This window comes from Pantoea sp. OXWO6B1, assembly GCF_001641135.1.
Taxonomy (GTDB): Bacteria; Pseudomonadota; Gammaproteobacteria; order Enterobacterales; family Enterobacteriaceae; genus Pantoea; species Pantoea allii.
In genome coordinates this window covers 1,556,537-1,578,399 of sequence record NZ_LWLR01000001.1, presented here as the reverse complement: position 1 = coordinate 1,578,399, position 21,863 = coordinate 1,556,537, and the positions used below count along the sequence as shown (strand labels likewise).

The window sequence follows — 21,863 nt, the reverse complement described above, 5'->3', positions numbered from 1 at the left end:
GTCTTACACGCCGCCCTGCTTCAGCGCAAAATCCTTCGGACTCTCGTCCGCAGAACAGAACTAAATGCTTTTCCGGTAAACAATGCTGAAAATTTAATCGTCTCTCAACCAAAACGCCTCTGGCGTTGTAAGGTTAAGCCTCACGGGTCATTAGTACCGGTAAGCTCAACGCATCGCTGCGCTTACACACCCGGCCTATCAACGTCGTCGTCTTCAACGTCCCTTCAGGACCCTTAAAGGGTCAGGGAGAACTCATCTCGGGGCAAGTTTCGTGCTTAGATGCTTTCAGCACTTATCTTTTCCGCACTTAGCTACCGGGCAGTGCCACTGGCGTGACAACCCGGACACCAGCGGTGCGTTCACTCCGGTCCTCTCGTACTAGGAGCAACCCCCCTCAATTCTCCAGCGCCCACGGCAGATAGGGACCGAACTGTCTCACGACGTTCTAAACCCAGCTCGCGTACCACTTTAAACGGCGAACAGCCGTACCCTTGGGACCTACTTCAGCCCCAGGATGTGATGAGCCGACATCGAGGTGCCAAACACCGCCGTCGATATGAACTCTTGGGCGGTATCAGCCTGTTATCCCCGGAGTACCTTTTATCCGTTGAGCGATGGCCCTTCCATTCAGAACCACCGGATCACTATGACCTGCTTTCGCACCTGCTCGAGCCGTCACTCTCGCAGTCAAGCTGGCTTATGCCATTGCACTAACCTCCTGATGTCCGACCAGGATTAGCCAACCTTCGTGCTCCTCCGTTACTCTTTAGGAGGAGACCGCCCCAGTCAAACTACCCACCAGACACTGTCCGCAGCCCGGATCACGGGCCTACGTTAGAACATCAAACATTAAAGGGTGGTATTTCAAGGTTGGCTCCACGCAGACTGGCGTCCACGCTTCAAAGCCTCCCACCTATCCTACACATCAAGGCTCAGTGTTCAGTGTCAAGCTGTAGTAAAGGTTCACGGGGTCTTTCCGTCTTGCCGCGGGTACACTGCATCTTCACAGCGATTTCAATTTCACTGAGTCTCGGGTGGAGACAGCCTGGCCATCATTACGCCATTCGTGCAGGTCGGAACTTACCCGACAAGGAATTTCGCTACCTTAGGACCGTTATAGTTACGGCCGCCGTTTACCGGGGCTTCGATCAAGAGCTTCAGCTTGCGCTTAACCCCATCAATTAACCTTCCGGCACCGGGCAGGCGTCACACCGTATACGTCCACTTTCGTGTTTGCACAGTGCTGTGTTTTTAATAAACAGTTGCAGCCAGCTGGTATCTTCGACTGGCTTCGGCTCGGGGAGCAGGTCCCTTCACCTACGCGCCAGCGTGCCTTCTCCCGAAGTTACGGCACCATTTTGCCTAGTTCCTTCACCCGAGTTCTCTCAAGCGCCTTGGTATTCTCTACCTGACCACCTGTGTCGGTTTGGGGTACGATTTTGTGTTACCTGATGCTTAGAGGCTTTTCCTGGAAGCAGGGCATTTATCACTTCAGCACCGTAGTGCCTCGTCGTCACGCCTCAGTGTAAAGTGAACCGGATTTGCCTGGAACACACACCTACACGCTTAAACCGGGACAACCGTCGCCCGGCTGATATAGCCTTCTCCGTCCCCCCTTCGCAGTAACACCAAGTACAGGAATATTAACCTGTTTCCCATCGACTACGCCTTTCGGCCTCGCCTTAGGGGTCGACTCACCCTGCTCCGATTAACGTTGAACAGGAACCCTTGGTCTTCCGGCGACAAGGTTTTTCACCTTGTTTATCGTTACTTATGTCAGCATTCGCACTTCTGATACCTCCAGCATGCCTCACAGCACACCTTCAACGGCTTACAGAACGCTCCCCTACCCAACAACACATAGTGTCGCTGCCGCAGCTTCGGTGCATGGTTTAGCCCCGTTACATCTTCCGCGCAGGCCGACTCGACCAGTGAGCTATTACGCTTTCTTTAAATGATGGCTGCTTCTAAGCCAACATCCTGGCTGTCTGTGCCTTCCCACATCGTTTCCCACTTAACCATGACTTTGGGACCTTAGCTGGCGGTCTGGGTTGTTTCCCTCTTCACGACGGACGTTAGCACCCGCCGTGTGTCTCCCGTGATAACATTCTCCGGTATTCGCAGTTTGCATCGGGTTGGTAAGCCGGGATGGCCCCCTAGCCGAAACAGTGCTCTACCCCCGGAGATGAGTTCACGAGGCGCTACCTAAATAGCTTTCGGGGAGAACCAGCTATCTCCCGGTTTGATTGGCCTTTCACCCCCAGCCACAGGTCATCCGCTAATTTTTCAACATTAGTCGGTTCGGTCCTCCAGTTAGTGTTACCCAACCTTCAACCTGCCCATGGCTAGATCACCGGGTTTCGGGTCTATACCCTGCAACTTAACGCCCAGTTAAGACTCGGTTTCCCTGCGGCTCCCCTATACGGTTAACCTTGCTACAGAATATAAGTCGCTGACCCATTATACAAAAGGTACGCAGTCACCCCCATAAAGAAGGCTCCCACTGCTTGTACGTACACGGTTTCAGGTTCTGTTTCACTCCCCTCGCCGGGGTTCTTTTCGCCTTTCCCTCACGGTACTGGTTCACTATCGGTCAGTCAGGAGTATTTAGCCTTGGAGGATGGTCCCCCCATATTCAGACAGGATACCACGTGTCCCGCCTTACTCATCGAACTCACAGCCTGTGCACCTTTGTGTACGGGAGTATCACCCTGTACCCTGCGACTTTCCAGACGCTTCCACTGATGCACAAGCTGATGATGGTTCTGGGCTCCTCCCCGTTCGCTCGCCGCTACTGGGGGAATCTCGGTTGATTTCTTTTCCTCGGGGTACTTAGATGTTTCAGTTCCCCCGGTTCGCCTCATGCAGCTATGTATTCACTGCATGATAGTGTGACGAGTCACACTGGGTTTCCCCATTCGGGTATCGCCGGTTATTGCGGTTCATATCACCTTACCGGCGCTTATCGCAGATTAGCACGCCCTTCATCGCCTCTGACTGCCAGGGCATCCACCGTGTACGCTTAGTCGCTTAACCTCACAACCCACAGGCGTTTATCTGTAATACCGTAACGGCTGCGCGTAAAGAATGCGTCGTTGCGCGGTGCTCGCCATGCTCACGTACTTCAGTACGCTCCGCTGGCTGTGCGCCGACGCGCCTTGCTTTCTTCACTGCTCGCGCGCTACTGCATAACAGTTAGCTTGTAAGCTGTAAGCTTTTGAGAGACTCGAACGCGTTGTGCTGTGTTCCTTATTACGGAGGAACACGACAATGCGTCGTTTCAAATTTTCAGCTTGTTCCGGATTGTTAAAGAGCAAAATCTTAAACACGACTCGTAAGTCATCTTTAAGATATGTGGGCAACACCTTTCACCTGTCACCAAGCAAGTGGCGTCCCCTAGGGGATTCGAACCCCTGTTGCCGCCGTGAAAGGGCGGAGTCCTAACCGCTAGACGAAGGGGACACGGACGTGTCTCGACTTCGCAGCCGTCTTGCTTCTTTATCTTTCTATCAGACAATCTGTGTGAGCACTTCGCGGGAAGGTATCTTCAGGTAAGGAGGTGATCCAACCGCAGGTTCCCCTACGGTTACCTTGTTACGACTTCACCCCAGTCATGAATCACAAAGTGGTAAGCGCCCTCCCGGAGGTTAAGCTACCTACTTCTTTTGCAACCCACTCCCATGGTGTGACGGGCGGTGTGTACAAGGCCCGGGAACGTATTCACCGTGGCATTCTGATCCACGATTACTAGCGATTCCGACTTCACGGAGTCGAGTTGCAGACTCCGATCCGGACTACGACGCACTTTGTGAGGTCCGCTTGCTCTCGCGAGGTCGCTTCTCTTTGTATGCGCCATTGTAGCACGTGTGTAGCCCTACTCGTAAGGGCCATGATGACTTGACGTCATCCCCACCTTCCTCCGGTTTATCACCGGCAGTCTCCTTTGAGTTCCCGACCGAATCGCTGGCAACAAAGGATAAGGGTTGCGCTCGTTGCGGGACTTAACCCAACATTTCACAACACGAGCTGACGACAGCCATGCAGCACCTGTCTCACGGTTCCCGAAGGCACTAAGGCATCTCTGCCGAATTCCGTGGATGTCAAGAGTAGGTAAGGTTCTTCGCGTTGCATCGAATTAAACCACATGCTCCACCGCTTGTGCGGGCCCCCGTCAATTCATTTGAGTTTTAACCTTGCGGCCGTACTCCCCAGGCGGTCGACTTAACGCGTTAGCTCCGGAAGCCACTCCTCAAGGGAACAACCTCCAAGTCGACATCGTTTACGGCGTGGACTACCAGGGTATCTAATCCTGTTTGCTCCCCACGCTTTCGCACCTGAGCGTCAGTCTTCGTCCAGGGGGCCGCCTTCGCCACCGGTATTCCTCCAGATCTCTACGCATTTCACCGCTACACCTGGAATTCTACCCCCCTCTACGAGACTCAAGCCTGCCAGTTTCAAATGCAGTTCCCAGGTTAAGCCCGGGGATTTCACATCTGACTTAACAGACCGCCTGCGTGCGCTTTACGCCCAGTAATTCCGATTAACGCTTGCACCCTCCGTATTACCGCGGCTGCTGGCACGGAGTTAGCCGGTGCTTCTTCTGCGGGTAACGTCAATCACTGCGGTTATTAACCACAATGCCTTCCTCCCCGCTGAAAGTACTTTACAACCCGAAGGCCTTCTTCATACACGCGGCATGGCTGCATCAGGCTTGCGCCCATTGTGCAATATTCCCCACTGCTGCCTCCCGTAGGAGTCTGGACCGTGTCTCAGTTCCAGTGTGGCTGGTCATCCTCTCAGACCAGCTAGGGATCGTCGCCTAGGTGGGCCGTTACCCCGCCTACTAGCTAATCCCATCTGGGTTCATCCGATAGTGAGAGGCCCGAAGGTCCCCCTCTTTGGTCTTGCGACGTTATGCGGTATTAGCCACCGTTTCCAGTGGTTATCCCCCTCTATCGGGCAGATCCCCAGACATTACTCACCCGTCCGCCACTCGTCACCCGAGAGCAAGCTCTCTGTGCTACCGTCCGACTTGCATGTGTTAGGCCTGCCGCCAGCGTTCAATCTGAGCCATGATCAAACTCTTCAATTTAAGTTTGATTTGCTGAAACCAGTTCAGCGGTGCTCATCTGTAAAACGTCATAATGAATTTCATTATGTGTTCACTCGTGAGACTTGATATTTTTTACGTCCGGAGACGCTGATATCAATCCTGCGAGTGCCCACACAGATTGTCTGATAAATTGTTAAAGAGCAGTGCGAACAGCGGGTTAACCGTCTGTCGCGAGGTGGCGTATATTACGCTTTTCTCCTTCAGAGTCAACCTCTTTTTCAGAAGTTTTTCTCCGGCGGCTCAGTTTCCTGAACCTCTCAACACCGCATTCCGTAAGCCGTTGTGCCGTGTCAGTGGAGGCGCATTATAGGGAAGCTTTCACAGAGCGCAAGTGCAAATTTAAACTTTTTTGCTGTTCGTCTGAAATTTGCACAAAAGCGCTGTTTTACGCGTTTTTAATGCGCGAAGGCAGCTCGGCAAGACTCGCGATGACCCAGTCAGCCAGGGCCTCACCTTCAGCCGTAACCGGCTTACCGCTGCGCACTAATACTTTTTTACCTACGCCAGCGGCCTGAGCGGCCTGCATATCTTCCAGTTTGTCACCTACCATATAAGAAGCAGCCATATCGATGTGCAGCTCCTTTTGTGCTGACAGCAACATCCCTGGCTGAGGTTTACGGCAGTCACACTGCTGGCGAAATTCTTCAATCGTCGCATCGGGGAGATGCGGACAGAAATAGATACCATCAAGATCGATATCCCGATCGGCCAAAGACCAGTCCATCCACTCGGTGAGCCGCATAAACTGATCTTCGCTAAACATACCGCGTGCAATGCCGGACTGGTTGGTTACGACCACCAGCGCAAAGCCCATCTTCTTTAACTGCTGTAATGCTTCAATGACGCCATCGATAAACTGGAAATTATCGATTTCATGGACATAGCCGTGATCAACATTGAGGGTGCCATCGCGATCGAGAAAAATGGCCGGGACTTGATTCGTCACGTAAAAACTCCTGCTATAAAAATTGCCGCTTAGTATCGCACGATTGCCATAAAAGGGAGAATGTCAGATTGAATCACTTCCATTGATTTAGACGTCTGGATGCCTTACCATCCATCCAGCTTATGCATGCTTTCATCTATGGAAGCACACCAGACCACGGACAATGCAAGACGATAATAAATAACGTAATGATTAAATTAGAAAATATCACCAAAGTGTTCCAGCAAGGTTCGCGTTCGATACAGGCGTTATCCAATGTCAGCCTGCATGTGCCTGCCGGACAAATCTATGGCGTCATCGGCGCATCCGGTGCCGGAAAAAGTACGCTGATTCGTTGCGTTAATCTGCTTGAACGCCCTACCTCAGGCCGCGTGCTGGTTGACGGTGCGGATTTAACGGCACTGAGTGAACGGCAGTTGACCCAGGCGCGTCGCCAGATTGGCATGATTTTTCAGCATTTTAACCTGATGAACTCCCGCACAGTATCTGGCAACGTTGCGCTGCCGTTAGAGCTGGGCAACCTCACCCGTGACGAGATTAAAAAGCGTGTGGCTGAACTGCTGGACCTGGTCGGTCTGGCTGATAAGCACGACGCCTGGCCAGCCAATCTTTCCGGTGGTCAGAAACAGCGTGTTGCCATTGCCCGTGCGCTGGCGAGCAATCCCAAGGTTCTGCTGTGCGATGAAGCCACCAGCGCGCTCGATCCAGCCACCACGCGTTCGATTCTTGAATTGCTCAAAGATATTAACCGTCGTCTCGGCCTGACCATTCTGTTGATTACGCATGAGATGGATGTCGTAAAGCGCATCTGCGATCAGGTCGCGGTGATCAGTCAAGGTGAGCTAATCGAAAAGGACAGCGTGAGCGAAGTCTTCTCGCATCCTAAAACGCCGCTGGCACAGCAGTTCATCCAGTCAACACTGCATCTGGATATTCCAGACGATTATCAACAGCGCCTGTCGCCTGAAGCCGGTCCTGACAGCATGCCGTTGCTGCGTATGGAATTCACCGGGCAGTCCGTTGATGCACCTTTACTGTCTGAAGCCGCACGTCGTTTTAATATCAATAACAATATTATCAGTGCGCAGATGGATTACGCTGGCGGTGTGAAGTTCGGCATCATGCTGGCGGAAATTCACGGCAGTGAAAGCGATACACAAGCCGCTATTCAGTGGCTGCAAGAACATCATGTAAAAGTAGAGGTATTAGGTTATGTCTGAAGCGATGATTGCGTTGCTGGGGCGCGGCGTGTGGGAAACGTTGATGATGACCTTTGTCTCTGGCTTTTTCGGTTTCGTGCTGGGTTTACCGGTGGGCGTACTGTTATACGTTACCCGTCCGGGGCAGATCCTTGAAAACAAAGGCCTGTACCGGGTGCTGTCGGCGCTGGTCAACATCTTCCGCTCTATTCCTTTTATTATCCTGCTGGTATGGATGATTCCGTTTACCCGCATTATTGTCGGCACCTCAATCGGTCTGCAGGCCGCCATCGTGCCGCTGACTGTGGGCGCAGCCCCGTTTATTGCCCGTATGGTTGAAAACGCGCTGTTGGAACTTCCGACCGGATTGATTGAAGCCTCGCGCGCAATGGGCGCAACGCCGATGCAAATCGTCCGTAAAGTCCTGCTGCCTGAAGCGCTGCCTGGCCTGGTCAATGCTGCCACCATCACGCTGATTACGCTGGTTGGCTACTCTGCAATGGGCGGCGCAGTAGGCGCGGGCGGCCTGGGACAGATTGGCTACCAATATGGTTATATCGGATATAACGCGACGGTGATGAATACGGTATTAGTGTTATTAGTCGTTTTGGTGTATCTCATACAATTCTGTGGTGACCGCATCGTGCGTGCTGTGTCCCATAAATAAGCAAGCAATATCACTCTTAAGGAAAGGATATGTCTTTCAAATTTAAAAAAATTGCCGCTGTGGGTGCATTAATTGGCGCGATTGCGCTGGCAGGATGCGATCAAAAAGCTAAAGATCCAAACCACATTAAAGTGGGTGTGATCGTAGGCGCAGAGCAGCAGGTTGCAGAAGCTGCGGCCAAGGTTGCTAAAGACAAGTATGGCCTGGATGTTGAGCTGGTCACGTTTAACGACTACGTGCTGCCTAACGAAGCGTTGAGTAAAGGCGATATTGATGTGAACGCCTTCCAGCACAAACCGTATCTGGATCAACAAATCAAAGATCGCGGTTACAAGCTGGTATCCGTTGGTAATTCTTTTGTTTATCCGATTGCTGGCTACTCGAAAAAAATCAAATCACTTGATCAACTGCAGGATGGCGCACAGGTGGCGATTCCTAATGACCCAACCAACCTGGGTCGCTCGCTGCTTCTGCTGCAGAAAGTTGGCCTGATTAAGCTGAAAGACGGTGTGGGCCTGCTGCCAACCTCACTGGATATCGTTGAGAATCCAAAACACCTGAAAATTGTTGAGCTGGAAGCACCGCAGCTGCCACGTTCACTGGACGATCAGCAAATTGCGCTGGCGGTGATCAATACCACTTACGCCAGCCAGATTGGCCTGACGCCGGCGAAAGATGGCATCTTTGTTGAAGACAAAGACTCACCTTACGTCAACCTGATTGTGGCGCGTGAAGACAACAAAGACGCGGAAAACGTGAAGAAATTCGTTCAGGCTTATCAGTCTGACGAAGTCGCGGACGCCGCGAATAAAGTCTTTAACGGCGGCGCGGTTAAAGGCTGGTAATCCCGTCTGACATCTTCCCTCAGGGCGGCTTTTAGCCGCCCTTTCTGTTATTGCGCTTTGCTGACTTGTTATTTATCCGTGTCCTTGTTTCAATAACGCCACTTTTTGAAACTTGAGGATGTTGCCATGCGTTTTTTACCGCTCTGCTTGTTAGCATTGATGCTGACAGGGTGTGTTCGAGAGTACCACCCAATAAGCAGCGCACCTTCTCAGCCGCAGCAACCCAGCGAACCGACACGTAAGCCAACGTATCGACCCGCGCCTGTTAAGGTTTATACCGACGCTGCCGATCTGGTGAGCAAACCCTTCCGCGATCTGGGCGAAGTGTCCGCTGAAGATTGCCAGGTAAGCAACCAGAGTTCGCCCCCCAATATCGCTACCGCACGTAAACGTATGCAAATCAAAGCGTCACAGATGAAAGCCAATGCTGTGCTGCTGCATAAATGTGAAATCGTCAGCAGCACGCCAGGCTGCTACCGTCAGGCTGTTTGTCAGGGATCGGCGCTGAAAGTCACCAGTCAATGAGTGAATTCGCCTTTGCGCAAATCGGCGTGATCCGTTCACCATGGAAAGAGAAGTTCGCCGTGCCGCGCCAGCCGGGGCTGGTTCAGGATGGCGGCGGCGAACTGCATCTTTTGCCGCCTTACAATCAGGCGGATGCGGTGCGCGGCCTGGAAGACTTCAGCCATCTCTGGATACTGTTTGTTTTTCATCAGACCATGGACGGTGGCTGGCGTCCTACTGTGCGGCCGCCGCGCCTGGGCGGTAACGCCCGCATGGGCGTTTTTGCCACACGATCCACCTTTCGCCCCAACCCTGTTGGCATGTCGCTGGTTGAGCTCAAAGGCATTCGCTGCGAGAAACAACAGGTCATTCTGCAGTTGGGCAGTCTGGATTTGGTAGACGGTACACCGGTTGTCGATATCAAACCCTACCTGCCTTTTGCCGAAGCCCTGCCCCAGGCACGTGCAGGTTTTGCCCAGTCCGCGCCGGAAAGCACCATGCCGGTCCGGTTTTCACCGCACGCCCAGCAGCAACTGCAACAACACGGCCGCTATCCCCATCTGGCGAGATTTATCAGCGAGGTACTCGCTCAGGATCCGCGGCCCGCTTACCGTAAAGGTGAAACCCAGGGCAGGGAATATGCCGCCTGGCTACTGGAGTTTAATGTGCGCTGGCGCATTGATGAGGCAGGGACAGAAGTCGTGGCTATCGATCCGCGTTAAAACCCGCTTTTTAGCCAGTGATCTCACTGGTACACTAGCCGCCAGCAAATTTTTGTCTGTGAATTTCCGATCAACTGGAATCGTAATCAATGCGTACTACTCAATATCTGCTCTCTACTCAGAAAGAGACACCTTCTGACGCGGAAGTGATCAGCCATCAGCTGATGCTGCGTGCCGGAATGATCCGTAAACTGGCTTCGGGTTTATATACCTGGCTGCCAACCGGTCTGCGCGTATTAAAAAAAGTCGAAAACATCGTTCGTGAAGAAATGAACAACGCCGGTGCCATTGAGATTTCAATGCCTGTGGTCCAACCCGCAGACCTGTGGCAAGAGAGCGGGCGCTGGGAGCAGTACGGCCCAGAATTACTGCGTGTTGCGGATCGCCACGAGCGTCCGTTTGTGCTCGGCCCGACGCATGAAGAAGTGATTACCGATCTGATTCGCAATGAGCTGAGCTCATATAAGCAGCTGCCGCTGAATCTGTATCAAATCCAGACCAAATTCCGTGATGAAGTGCGCCCGCGCTTTGGCGTGATGCGTTCGCGTGAATTCATCATGAAAGATGCCTACTCTTTCCATACGACCCAGGAATCGCTGCAGGAAACCTATGACGCGATGTACCGCGCCTACAGCCAGATTTTCAGCCGTATGGGCCTGGATTTCCGCGCGGTGCAGGCTGATACCGGTTCGATTGGTGGAAGCGCGTCTCACGAATTCCAGGTACTGGCACAAAGTGGTGAAGATGATGTGATTTTCTCCACGGAGTCTGACTTCGCTGCCAACATTGAACTGGCTGAAGCCGTCGCGCCAGCTGGCGATCGTCCTGCGCCTGCAGAAGAGATGCGCCAGATCGATACGCCGAATGCCAAAACCATCGCAGAACTGGTGAGTCAGTTCCAGCTGCCGATTGAGAAAACCGTGAAAACCCTGATGGTTAAGGGCGCAGAAGAAAGCGGTCACGCATTGGTTGCGTTACTGGTTCGCGGCGATCACGAGCTGAATGAAATCAAGGCAGAAAAATCACCGCTTGTCGCTTCTCCCCTGACGTTCGCGACAGAAGACGAGATCCGCGCAGCGGTCGGTGCCGGTCCAGGCTCGCTCGGCCCGGTCGGGCTGAATATGCCGGTTATTGCCGACCGTACGGTGGCGAAGATGAGCGATTTCAGCGCCGGTGCCAACATTGATGGTAAACATTATTTCGGCATCAACTGGGAACGCGATCTTCCTATGGCGCAGGTGGCCGATATCCGCAACGTTGTGGAAGGCGACCTTAGTCCGGACGGCAAAGGCACATTGCAGATTAAACGCGGTATCGAAGTCGGCCATATTTTCCAGCTGGGCACCAAGTACTCCGAAGCGATGAAAGCCTCTGTTCAGGGTGAGGATGGTCGTAACCAGGTCATGACCATGGGCTGTTACGGTATCGGTATTACCCGTGTCGTTGCGGCGGCCATCGAGCAAAACCATGACGATCGCGGCATCATCTGGCCTGCAGCACTGGCACCTTTTGAGGTGGCGATTCTGCCCATGAACATGCAGAAATCGTTCCGCGTGAAAGAGTTAGCAGAAGAGCTGTACAACACGCTGCGCGCCAAAGGCGTAGAAGTGATTCTGGACGATCGTAAAGAGCGTCCGGGTGTGATGTTTGCCGATATGGAACTGATTGGCGTACCGCACACCATCGTGATTGGCGACCGCAATCTTGATAACCACGAGATTGAGTATAAAGCCCGTCGTGCCGGTGAGAAACAGATGATCAAGCAGGATGAGATTGTCGGGTTCCTGCTTAACGCACTGAATAAGTAACACCCTCAAAACGCCCCTTCATGGGGCGTTTTTATTCCCCGCTGAATAACGCCCTGCTCTGTCGCTTATTTACGCTTTCAGAACCCACAGACACGTATTGCGGTTATTGAGTCCCGCGCGCATAAGCGTCTAAGCGTTATTGCACCTTGCCGCGCAGCGCTTTGGTACTACTGCGACGCGACTTGCCTTCCAGCCTGCGCTCTTTCGAAGCGCGCGTAGGCCGCGTTGACCGCCGGACTTTCTCTACCGTGGTAAGCTCACGAATCAGGTTGATCAGCCGCTGCAGTGCCGCTTCCCGGTTCATCTCCTGACTACGGTATTCCTGCGCCTTAATGATGACGGTTCCCTCACCCGTAATTAAATGATGGCTGGCATTTAACAGCCGCTCTTTATAGAACGGTGGCAAGGACGAGGCGGCAATGTCAAAACGCAAATGAATGGCGGTGCTGGTTTTATTCACATGCTGACCGCCGGAACCCTGCGCCCGAATGGCCGTCAGCTCAATTTCACTGTCCGGCAGCTCCACGTTACGTGACAGCATAATCATCTGCCACCTGCCTGCGTCCAATTCGTGTGTTTTTGTCCTGGGCTGTTCATCAACTTAACCTTTCGTGCTTTATCCTGAGTCGTCTGATACTGCATAGCCAGCTACTTTAGCAGTGATTTGCGCGTTGTTCCTGCTTTTGCCTGGCTGATTTTCTGGAAATGCCTGTGATATAGTCGCTAATCAACCAGGGTATTTATGCTCTGCTGAGGAGGTGCCTGTGCAAAAATATTGTGAGTTAGTTCGCCAAAAATATGCCGAAATCGGCAGCGGGGATCTGGGATATGTACCCGATGCGATAGGCTGCGCCTTAAAAGCGCTTGATGATATTGCCGCGAATGCTGCGCTAAATGCTTCTCTCAGGGAACAGGCGGCCTATGCCGCCGCAAACTTATTGGTGAGCGACTATGTTGATGAATGAAGCTTATAAACCCATCAATTGCGATGACTACGATAATCTGGAACTCGCCTGCCAAAAAAACTGGATGCTGACGCTGGAGTTGAAAGATGGCGAACAGCTCAAGGCCAAGGCCAGGGATATTCTTTCACGTAAAAACGTTGAGTACCTGGCGATTGATCTTTCCGGTGAAACACGCGAGCTACGTCTCGACCACATTGCCAGCTTTAGCCATCCTGAACTTGGCACCGTTGTTGTCAGCGAAGAGTAATTCACTTCCCGTCGGGCGGGATGCACTCCCGCCCATCTCATCAAGGTTTTAACGCACTGTAGTACGCGGCTAAGTTTGCCATATCGTCATCACTTAAGCCTGCGACAAACGCCTTCATCACTTCAGCCTGACCACCGCTTCGTTCCCCTTTTTTATACGCCTGTAACGCATGATTAAGATAAGCGGCATTTTGCCCGGCCAGATTAGGATAAAGGGGCGCGGTCGCTTTCCCCTGTGCCCCGTGGCAGGCCATGCAGGCGGCCGAACGTTGTTCGCCCGCTTTCACATCGCCTGCGGCGTGGGCCGGTAAGACGGTTAGCAGCAGCAAGGCTGCTAGTCGTTGTAACATCATGGCGCTCCCGTCGTTTTCTGCCAGTTGACTTGCCAGCCATGGGCATCCTGACTTGCGCCCTCACGGGTGACAAACAGCCCGGGTGCGCTAATCAGTGTCTGATTAAAATAAATTAATGGAATGCGCGTACGCTGCCAGGGGGGAATATTCAGCATCTGCCAGATTTTCTTTATGTCACGTCCCCCTGTGCGATTCACAATATGAACATAGCCTGTTGCGTAAAACCGCACGAATACCTGCTCCTCCGGCTGTGGACAGCGAAGCGTACTCACGTTTTTTTCGGACGTGAGTACGCCCAGGTTCTGCGGTAAAACCAGGGGCTGATTGAGGTCAGGCCATGCCATTTCACAGTCGGTTAAGGACGCGCTGAGAGGCAAGCGGTAAAGCTGCTGGCGATAGCGACGGATCTCGTGGTTCCCTAACGTTAACCGCGGCTGGGCATCCTCCCGGCAGCGCATGACGTCCTGACGAATACGGCGTAATGCTTCCCGCGAGGGCATCTTCTCACCCTGTCTGGCCAGCCAGCGACGCAACAGGGCATTCCCTTTCGCCTCACTCATGGTCAGTAACGGCGTAAAGCACAGGCTACCGTCGGGTTGTATTAGCTCGCTGAGTTGCCCGGCCAGCAATTCATCCAGGAGTTGCTCCTGCTCACCACACAAGGCGGCACTGCGTGCCGTCGCCTCGGCAAAATGCGGCCAGCGGCTCAGTACCGCAGGTAGTAGCTGCTGACGTAAAAAGTTGCGGTCATAACGCAGATCCTGATTACTTTCATCCTCGACCCAGGTCAGTTGGTGCGCGTCGGCATACTGCTCCAGGCTCAGGCGGGAATGGTGTAGCAGTGGTCTTAATAAGGGATGTCCGGCAAGCGTGGTCAGCATCGGCATGGCCGCCAGGCCCGCCGGGCCGCTGCCGCGCTTCAGCGCCAGGAGCAGCGTTTCACACTGATCGTCCAGATGCTGCGCAGTCAGCAGCTTTTCATCCCCGTGGAGTGCCTGGCTCAGTGCCTGATAACGCGCCTGACGCGCCGCCGCTTCGATGCCCTGTCCCTTCTCCGCGATCTGCACACGCAGAACGTCACAGGGGATCTGCCACTGTTCGCACACATTCAGGCAGTGCGCCGCCCAGTCATCGGCATTCCGGCTGAGGCCATGGTGCACATGCAGCGCACGTAGCCGGGATAACGGATGACGTTGCTGCCAGGCCCGAAGCTGATGCAGCAGGACGGTCGAATCCAGGCCACCGCTAAAGGCCACGACCAGCGCGTCACGCTCATTCAGCAGTGCGTCGAAATCAGACATGATGTCAATCCATGAGACGGCTAGCGGTGTAGCCATAAAGTCGCTATTTTACGCTTGGTAGAGTTCCAGCGGCAAACCATCCGGATCGGCAAAGAACGTACAGGGTTTACCGGTCAGCGCATCGATGCGAATCGGTTCACATGTTACGCCCTGGCTCGCCAGATAATCTGCCGCGGCCTCGACATCCGGTACGCTGAAGGCCAGATGACGTAAGCCACAGGCTTCCGGTTGACTAACGCGGGCAGGCGGCGCCGGAAAAGAAAACAGCTCAATCGTATACTGTCCGTTCAATGCCAGATCCCCTTTCCAGGAATCACGCGCTTCACGGTAGTGCTCGCTTTGCAATTCAAAGCCCAGAATGTCGCAGTAAAAAGCTTTACTGCGCGGGTAGTCAGACGCAATGATGGCGATGTGATGGATGTGCGTTAGCTGCAGCATGTTTGCTCCCTGTTAAACATTGATATCCTGGTATTCAGCCTGTTTCAGCACACGAACCCGATACTCACCCTCTTCGGTTAAGGTCGCGCCGTGAATATCTGTCTCAAAGCCGGGATAATGGCGTCCAATGCTACACAGCATTAACAGGAAGTCGAGTACGGCGCGGCTTTGTTCTGTAATCATTTCACCGGGCATTACCAGCGGAACGCCGGGAGGATAAGGCAGGATCATGTTGGCGGAGATACGGCCCACCAGCGCATTGATGCTCACCGTTTCAATATTGCCTTTGACCTGCTGCTGAAAAGCCTGATGCGGCGTCATTTTCATTTCGGGTAAGACATCAAACGCTTTCAACATGAGCCTGGGTAGATCATGTTGCTGGATGAGACGATGAATCCCCTGCGCCAGCGTCTGAATACGCATGTTACGGTAAAAATCAGGATCTTCCGCATAGAGATCCGGCAACATATTTTTGACCCGAAGATTGAGATCGTAGGCGCGCTTAAATTCCGTTAATCCCCGCAGCACGCTCATCGCTTTGGTTTTATCGATGCCGATGCTGAAGAGGAACAGCAAATTGTAAGGGCCGGTTTTTTCAACCACAATCCCGCGCTCATCCAAAAATTTTGCCACCAGCGCGGCCGGAATCCCCTCTTCTGCCATCTCGCCCAGCTCGCTCATGCCCGGTGTCAGAATGGTCACTTTGATCGGATCAAGGTACATATGATCGCGATCGGCCTGGGTAAATCCATGCCAGTCTTCTTCCCCCGGCTGGATCGGCCAGCACTGGGCTTCATCGACGTGTTCAGGCTGCCAGATATCAAAAAACCAGCTGTCGCACTCCTCTCGCAACCGCTGTATCTCGCGACGAAAGTGCAGTGCGCGTTCCACTGAGCGATTGATAAGCCTTTTACCCGGATTCCCCCGCAGCATCGCCGCCGCCGTCTCAATGGATGAAACGATGGCGTAGTTGGGTGAGGTGGTGGTGTGCATCATGTAGGCTTCATTAAACGTCTGCTCGTCATACTCGCCTTTAATATGAATCAGCGACGCCTGAGAAAACGCTGCCAGCAGTTTATGCGTGGACTGGGTTTCATAAAAGACTTTACCCGGCACCCGCTCGCCACTCATGCCGCTTTTTCCCTCATAGATAGGATGGAAATTAGTATAAGGAACCCAGGCAGAATCAAAGTGGATCGATGGCACGTCCAGCGTTTGTTTGATGTATTGCGTGTTGTAGAGCAAACCATCATAGGTCGAGTTGGTGATCACCGCATGGACCGGCCAGCTTGCGCGCGGCGTGGCGGCGACCTTCTGCTCGATGCTGGCACGGGTGAATTCTTTTTGCGGAATCCCGCCCAGAATGCCTAATGCGTTGCGTGTCGGTTTCAGCCAGACAGGGATCAAATCGCTCATCATCAACAGATGGGTGAGCGATTTATGGCAGTTGCGATCCACCAGTATGGTGCTGCCTGCCGGTGCCGCATACATCCCCACGATCTTATTCGAGGTCGAGGTACCGTTAGTCACCATATAACTTTGTTCTGCACCAAAGGTTCTGGCGATGTACTCCTCAGCGTCGAGATGCGGCCCGGTATGATCAAGCAGCGAGCCCAGTTCCGTTACCGAAATGGAGATATCGGACTTCAGCGTATTAGCGCCAAAAAAGTCATAGAACAAACAGCCGACCGGGCTTTTCTGAAAGGCGGTGCCGGCCATATGGCCTGGCGTACAGAAGGTGTACTTCCCCTCTTTCACATAGGTAAACAACGCTTTGGTTAACGGCGGTGTGATGTTGTCGAGGTAGTCATCCGTGTACTGGCGAATATGTAAGGCGATATCCTCGGCGGCATTCAGCGCGTACTCAAAGAAATGCAGAGGCAAACGCATTTCGTTGATACTGATATCCATCTGAGAATGGGTATTGATAAAGGCATACAGCGGCAGATGTTCATTGAGCTGATTAATTTCGCCGCACAGCTCCGGGCTGTTGTGCTCATCCCAGTCAAAAATGACACCGCTGATTCGGGGATTATGCTCAATGAGCTTGAGCAAATCGTCATGATTTTTGGGATGGATAAGTTGAAAACCTTGCTGACTCAGTGCGACTTCCAGCTCGCGTAAGGGTTCATCTTTGAAAAACACGCCGTGCGCGCCCATGATCGCCAGAATATTCAATGCACATCTCCCTGATTGTTGAGGCATTGAGTAAGCATAGCGAATCATACCGCTATACTGCAGTCAGATTAGTGGCATAAAAAAAGCGGACCGAAGTCCGCTTTAGCGCTTGATGAGGCTGAATCAGGCGTAACCGTAGCTCATCAGCCGTTGATAACGGCGATCTAACAGTTCTTCGGTGCTGAGTCCTTCCAGATCGGCCAGATCGGCCAACAGTTGCTTTTTCAGCGACTGTGCCATTTCAACCGGGTGACGATGTGCACCGCCCAGTGGCTCAGGGATAACCGAATCAATCAGCTTTAGCTCTTTCAGACGCGGAGCGGTAATGCCCATCGCTTCTGCAGCCAGCGGCGCTTTATCGGCGCTTTTCCACAGAATTGAGGCACAGCCTTCCGGAGAGATGACAGAATACGTGCTGTACTGGAGCATGTTAACTTTGTCACCAACGCCAATCGCCAGCGCGCCACCTGAACCGCCTTCACCGATGACCGTACAAATCACCGGCACTTTCAGACCTGACATTTCCCGCAGATTACGGGCAATCGCTTCAGACTGACCGCGCTCTTCCGCGCCGACACCGGGATAAGCACCCGGTGTATCGATAAAGGTGAGGATAGGCATCTTAAAGCGTTCAGCCATTTCCATCAGGCGCAGCGCTTTGCGATAGCCTTCTGGTGCTGGCATACCAAAATTACGGCGAATCTTCTCTTTGGTTTCACGTCCTTTCTGGTGACCAATGATCATGACCGGGCGACCATCGAGTCGCGCGATCCCGCCCACAATGGCTTTGTCATCCGCATAAGCACGGTCACCCGCCAGCTCATCGAAATCGTCAAAGGCATTGCGCACGTAATCAAAGGTATAAGGACGTAATGGATGACGTGCCAGTTGCGCAATCTGCCATGCGCCCAAATCGGCGAAGATTTTACGGGTCAGCTCAACGCTTTTCTCGCGCAGTCGCTTCACTTCTTCGTCGAGATTGACGTGTTTATCGTCCTGACGACCAATCGAGGTAAGCGAATCAATTTTCGCTTCCAGTTCTGCAATTGGCTGTTCAAAATCCAGGTAATTAAGACTCATAATGTTCCTGTTTTAGTCAAACTCCAGTTCCACCTGCTCCGACCCAATTAACGACCGCAAATCGTTGAGTAAACGATCGCTGGGCGAAATTCGCCACGCTGCACCAAAGCGTAGCTTCGCTCGCGCGTCGGCTCTCTGATAGTAGAGATGCACCGGAATTGTCCCTGAACGATGAGGTTCCAGGGACTGACGGAGTCGGTTTAATAGCTGGTCATCAATTTGCCTGTCCGTCAGCGAGATAGCAAGTCCACGCGCGTATTTTTCGCGCGCTTCGTCGATGTCCATGACTTCCCGGGCGGTCATTTTAAGCCCACCGCTGAAGTCATCAAAGCTGACCTGTCCGCTAACGATCAGGATACGGTCTTTCTCCAGCAGTTGCTGGTATTTATCTAACGCATCGGTAAATAACATGACTTCGAGACGACCAGAGCGATCGTCAAGTGTACAAATACCAATTCGGTTGCCGCGTTTGGTCACCATTACACGCGCCGCAATCACCAGACCTGCCGCGACGGTAATCTTACCACGATCGGTAGGATGCATATCTTTCAAACGCATCCCGCCAACGTAACGCTCAATTTCTTTTAAATACTGGTTAATGGGATGGCCGGTAAGATACAACCCAAGGGTTTCTCGCTCACCATCCAACTGCACCTGTTCTGGCCAGGGCGTAACGCTGGCATAAGACTGTTCGACCTGTTCAGGCTCGTCGGCCAGCACGCCAAACATATCCGCCTGGCCGATGGCTTCGGCTTTCGCATGTTGATCCGCCGCTTTCAGCGCATCGTTCAGCGCACTCATCAAGGCAGCACGATGCGGACCCAGACGATCAAAAGCACCGGACATGATCAGCTTTTCCATGACCCGACGGTTGATCTTTTTGGTGTCGGTGCGCGCGCACAGATCGAACAGTTCACGGAAGTAACCGCCCTCATTACGCGCATCAATGATCGCTTCGATCGGGCCTTCACCCACGCCTTTAATCGCGCCAATGCCGTAAACGATCTCGCCTTCATCGTTCACGTGGAACTGATACAGCCCTGAGTTGATATCCGGCGGCAAGACTTTCAGCCCCATGCGCCAGCATTCGTCCACCAGGCCAACCACTTTTTCGGTGTTGTCCATATCGGCCGTCATTACCGCCGCCATAAACTCAGCCGGGTAATGCGCTTTCAGCCACAGCGTTTGGTAGGACACCAGCGCATAAGCAGCAGAGTGCGATTTGTTAAAACCGTATCCAGCAAATTTCTCTACCAGATCGAAGATTTTCATCGACAGTTCACCGTCGATGCCCATCGTTTCCGCGCCGTCTTTAAATATTGAGCGCTGCTCAGCCATCTCTTCGGGTTTCTTTTTACCCATGGCGCGTCGCAGCATATCCGCCCCGCCAAGCGTATAGCCTGACAGGACCTGGGCGATCTGCATGACCTGTTCCTGGTAAAGGATGATGCCATAGGTTGGCTCAAGCACCGGCTTCAGGCTTTCATGCTGCCACTGGATATCAGGATAGGAGATGGCTTCACGACCATGCTTACGGTCGATAAAGTTATCCACCATGCCCGACTGCAACGGGCCAGGGCGGAACAGCGCCACCAGAGCGATCATATCTTCGAAGCAGTCAGGTTTCAGGCGCTTAATCAGATCTTTCATGCCGCGCGATTCAAGCTGGAAGACCGCCGTGGTCTCCGCGCGCTGCAGCATATCAAAGCTCTTTTTGTCTTCCAGCGGGATGGTGGCGATATCAATCGGCGGCAGACCCTGCTTTTCACGGCGCGGGTTAATCATCTTCAGCGCCCAGTCAATAATGGTGAGCGTGCGTAGTCCCAGGAAGTCGAACTTCACCAGACCGGCATATTCCACATCATTTTTATCGAACTGCGTAACCGGATACTGTCCGTTTTCATCACAATAAAGCGGCGCAAAATCGGTGATTTTCGTTGGCGCGATAACCACACCGCCCGCATGTTTACCGGCGTTGCGCGTTACCCCTTCCAGCTTGCGCGCCATATCGATCAGCGCTTTGACCTCTTCATCTGCCTCATAGATTTCCGGCAGTTGCGGTTCCGCAGCAAAGGCTTTTTCCAGCGTCATGCCGGGATCGGGCGGCACCAGTTTTGAAATACGATCGACGAAACCATAAGGATGGCCGAGTACGCGACCGACATCCCGAATCACCGCTTTCGCCGCCATCGTTCCGAAGGTGATGATCTGGGACACGGCTTCGCGGCCATACATGTCTGCAACGTGTTCAATCACCTGGTCGCGTTTTTCCATGCAGAAATCGACGTCGAAGTCGGGCATGGAGACACGTTCCGGGTTCAGGAAGCGTTCGAACAGCAGGTCAAACTCCAGCGGATCAAGATCGGTGATCTTGAGTGCATAGGCCACCAACGATCCCGCACCTGAACCACGTCCCGGACCGACCGGCACGCCATTGTCTTTGGACCACTGGATAAATTCCATCACGATCAGGAAGTAGCCCGGAAAACCCATCTGGTTGATGACGTTAAGCTCGACCTCAAGACGCTCGTCGTATTCTGGACGCTTCTCTGCGCGCTCGGCTTCGTCAGGGAACAGCATCGCCAGACGCTCTTCCAGCCCTTCCCGTGATTTCACCACCAGAAAGTCTTCGGTGGTCATATCGCCGGTAGGGAACTGAGGCAGGAAGTATTCACCCAGTCGTACCGTCACATTACAACGCTTAGCAATCTCTACGCTGTTTTCCAGCGCTTCCGGGATGTCTGCGAACAACTCGCACATCTCTTCTTCACTGCGCATATATTGCTGAGGGCTGTAGTTGCGCGGACGCTTAGGATCGTCGAGCGTGTAACCATCATGAATGGCAACCCGGATCTCATGGGCATCGAAATCTTCTTCATTGATGAAGCAGACTTCGTTAGTGGCAACAACCGGGATTCCTTCTGCAATCGCCAGCTCAACCGCCGCATGCAGGTAGCTCTCTTCGTCAGGACGACCGGTACGGATCAACTCCAGAAAATAGCGATCGGCAAAATGTTGCTGGTAGAAAGCCAGGCAGTCCGACACCAGGGTACTGTTACCGCGCAGCAGGCTACGGCCCACATCCCCGCGTCGCCCGCCTGACAGCAGAATCAGTCCTTCCTGCAGTTCAGCCAGCCAGTCGCGATCGATAATGGGGCCGGCAATACCGTATCCCCGTTGGTAAGCACGAGAGATCAGCAGCGTCAGATTTTGATAGCCGGTGTTATTGGTCGCCAGCACGGTAATCTGGGTCAGTTCATCGCCCATTAACTCGCTGGCAACGTTAAAATCTGCCCCGATAATTGGTTTAACCCCTGCGCTATGCGCACCACCGTAAAATTTCACCAGACCGCAAAGGTTGGTGAAGTCGGTAATCGCAATGGCTGGCATACCCAGCGCAGCCGCTTTCTTAACCAACGGTCCAGTTTTCGCCAGACCGTCGACCATTGAATAGTCGCTATGAACGCGCAGATGTATAAAACGAGGTTCGGCCATATC

At 53.2% G+C, this 21,863-nt stretch carries 16 protein-coding genes, 1 tRNA gene and 2 rRNA genes; 8 read left to right on the top strand and 11 right to left on the bottom strand.

Annotated features, from left to right (window positions below):
• Nucleotides 1–129 precede the first annotated feature (129 nt).
• The 4 genes from A6A26_RS09460 to gmhB all read right to left on the bottom strand — a co-directional run bounded on the left by A6A26_RS09460 (nucleotide 130) and on the right by gmhB (nucleotide 6,059).
• A 23S ribosomal RNA gene (locus A6A26_RS09460) occupies nucleotides 130–3,036 on the bottom strand.
• Nucleotides 3,037–3,387: 351 nt separating this feature from the next.
• Nucleotides 3,388–3,462: transfer RNA gene (locus A6A26_RS09455), tRNA-Glu, on the bottom strand.
• Nucleotides 3,463–3,552: 90 nt separating this feature from the next.
• Nucleotides 3,553–5,092: ribosomal RNA gene (locus A6A26_RS09450) — 16S ribosomal RNA — on the bottom strand.
• Together the 16S and 23S rRNA genes with 1 tRNA gene alongside form the textbook arrangement of a ribosomal RNA operon.
• A gap of 406 nt (nucleotides 5,093–5,498) precedes the next feature.
• Nucleotides 5,499–6,059 carry a D-glycero-beta-D-manno-heptose 1,7-bisphosphate 7-phosphatase gene (gmhB, locus tag A6A26_RS09445; RefSeq protein WP_063878497.1) on the bottom strand — a complete coding sequence of 187 codons (561 nt, stop codon included), beginning with the start codon at nucleotides 6,057–6,059 and terminating at the stop codon, nucleotides 5,499–5,501.
• Nucleotides 6,060–6,247: 188 nt separating this feature from the next.
• On the opposite strand from gmhB, the gene metN reads away from it, so the two are divergent.
• The 6 genes from metN (at nucleotide 6,248) to proS (ending at nucleotide 11,804) form a co-directional block, all read left to right on the top strand.
• Nucleotides 6,248–7,279: a methionine ABC transporter ATP-binding protein MetN gene (gene metN / locus A6A26_RS09440; RefSeq protein WP_063878496.1), complete on the top strand. Its 1,032-nt coding sequence runs from the start codon at nucleotides 6,248–6,250 to the stop codon at nucleotides 7,277–7,279.
• The gene (locus A6A26_RS09435) at nucleotides 7,272–7,925 is read left to right on the top strand and encodes a methionine ABC transporter permease MetI (protein ID WP_013024713.1); all 654 of its coding nucleotides are present in this window, start codon (nucleotides 7,272–7,274) and stop codon (nucleotides 7,923–7,925) included. Before metN ends, A6A26_RS09435 begins: the two co-directional genes overlap by 8 nt.
• A 29-nt stretch (nucleotides 7,926–7,954) precedes the next feature.
• The gene (locus A6A26_RS09430) at nucleotides 7,955–8,770 is read left to right on the top strand and encodes a MetQ/NlpA family lipoprotein (RefSeq protein ID WP_014592975.1); all 816 of its coding nucleotides are present in this window, start codon (nucleotides 7,955–7,957) and stop codon (nucleotides 8,768–8,770) included.
• A 126-nt stretch (nucleotides 8,771–8,896) separates the two neighbouring features.
• Nucleotides 8,897–9,295, top strand: coding sequence for an Rcs stress response system protein RcsF (gene rcsF, locus A6A26_RS09425; RefSeq protein WP_063878495.1), 399 nt, complete (start codon nucleotides 8,897–8,899; stop codon nucleotides 9,293–9,295).
• A complete protein-coding gene (gene tsaA / locus A6A26_RS09420; RefSeq protein ID WP_063878494.1) occupies nucleotides 9,292–9,996 on the top strand; it encodes a tRNA (N6-threonylcarbamoyladenosine(37)-N6)-methyltransferase TrmO in 705 nt (234 codons plus the stop codon). The genes rcsF and tsaA overlap by 4 nt, the downstream gene beginning before the upstream one ends.
• Before the next feature lie 89 nt (nucleotides 9,997–10,085).
• A complete protein-coding gene (proS, locus tag A6A26_RS09415) occupies nucleotides 10,086–11,804 on the top strand; it encodes a proline--tRNA ligase (protein ID WP_063878493.1) in 1,719 nt (572 codons plus the stop codon).
• A gap of 136 nt (nucleotides 11,805–11,940) precedes the next feature.
• On the opposite strand, the gene arfB is transcribed toward proS, so the two are convergent.
• The gene (gene arfB, locus A6A26_RS09410; RefSeq protein ID WP_063878492.1) at nucleotides 11,941–12,351 is read right to left on the bottom strand and encodes an alternative ribosome rescue aminoacyl-tRNA hydrolase ArfB; all 411 of its coding nucleotides are present in this window, start codon (nucleotides 12,349–12,351) and stop codon (nucleotides 11,941–11,943) included.
• Nucleotides 12,352–12,568: 217 nt separating this feature from the next.
• Between arfB and A6A26_RS09405 the strand changes: the two genes are divergently transcribed.
• Nucleotides 12,569–12,769: a YaeP family protein gene (locus A6A26_RS09405; RefSeq protein ID WP_063878491.1), complete on the top strand. Its 201-nt coding sequence runs from the start codon at nucleotides 12,569–12,571 to the stop codon at nucleotides 12,767–12,769.
• Nucleotides 12,756–13,016: a Rho-binding antiterminator gene (rof, locus tag A6A26_RS09400; protein WP_063878490.1), complete on the top strand. Its 261-nt coding sequence runs from the start codon at nucleotides 12,756–12,758 to the stop codon at nucleotides 13,014–13,016. Before A6A26_RS09405 ends, rof begins: the two co-directional genes overlap by 14 nt.
• A 40-nt stretch (nucleotides 13,017–13,056) precedes the next feature.
• Here rof and A6A26_RS09395 read toward each other — a convergent pair whose 3' ends face one another.
• From A6A26_RS09395 to dnaE, 6 genes are all read right to left on the bottom strand, one after another.
• The gene (locus tag A6A26_RS09395; RefSeq protein WP_371559066.1) at nucleotides 13,057–13,368 is read right to left on the bottom strand and encodes a c-type cytochrome; all 312 of its coding nucleotides are present in this window, start codon (nucleotides 13,366–13,368) and stop codon (nucleotides 13,057–13,059) included.
• Nucleotides 13,365–14,669: a tRNA lysidine(34) synthetase TilS gene (tilS, locus tag A6A26_RS09390; RefSeq protein ID WP_063878489.1), complete on the bottom strand. Its 1,305-nt coding sequence runs from the start codon at nucleotides 14,667–14,669 to the stop codon at nucleotides 13,365–13,367. Before tilS ends, A6A26_RS09395 begins: the two co-directional genes overlap by 4 nt.
• Nucleotides 14,670–14,717: 48 nt before the next feature.
• Complete coding sequence (locus tag A6A26_RS09385; protein WP_063878488.1) at nucleotides 14,718–15,107, bottom strand: VOC family protein; 390 nt, start codon at nucleotides 15,105–15,107, stop codon at nucleotides 14,718–14,720.
• A gap of 12 nt (nucleotides 15,108–15,119) precedes the next feature.
• Complete coding sequence (locus tag A6A26_RS09380; protein ID WP_063878487.1) at nucleotides 15,120–17,285, bottom strand: lysine decarboxylase LdcC; 2,166 nt, start codon at nucleotides 17,283–17,285, stop codon at nucleotides 15,120–15,122.
• Nucleotides 17,286–17,408: 123 nt separating this feature from the next.
• Nucleotides 17,409–18,365: an acetyl-CoA carboxylase carboxyl transferase subunit alpha gene (accA, locus tag A6A26_RS09375; RefSeq protein WP_063878486.1), complete on the bottom strand. Its 957-nt coding sequence runs from the start codon at nucleotides 18,363–18,365 to the stop codon at nucleotides 17,409–17,411.
• Nucleotides 18,366–18,377: 12 nt separating this feature from the next.
• Nucleotides 18,378–21,860 carry a DNA polymerase III subunit alpha gene (gene dnaE, locus A6A26_RS09370; protein WP_063878485.1) on the bottom strand — a complete coding sequence of 1,161 codons (3,483 nt, stop codon included), beginning with the start codon at nucleotides 21,858–21,860 and terminating at the stop codon, nucleotides 18,378–18,380.
• Between the last annotated feature and the right edge of the window lie 3 nt (nucleotides 21,861–21,863).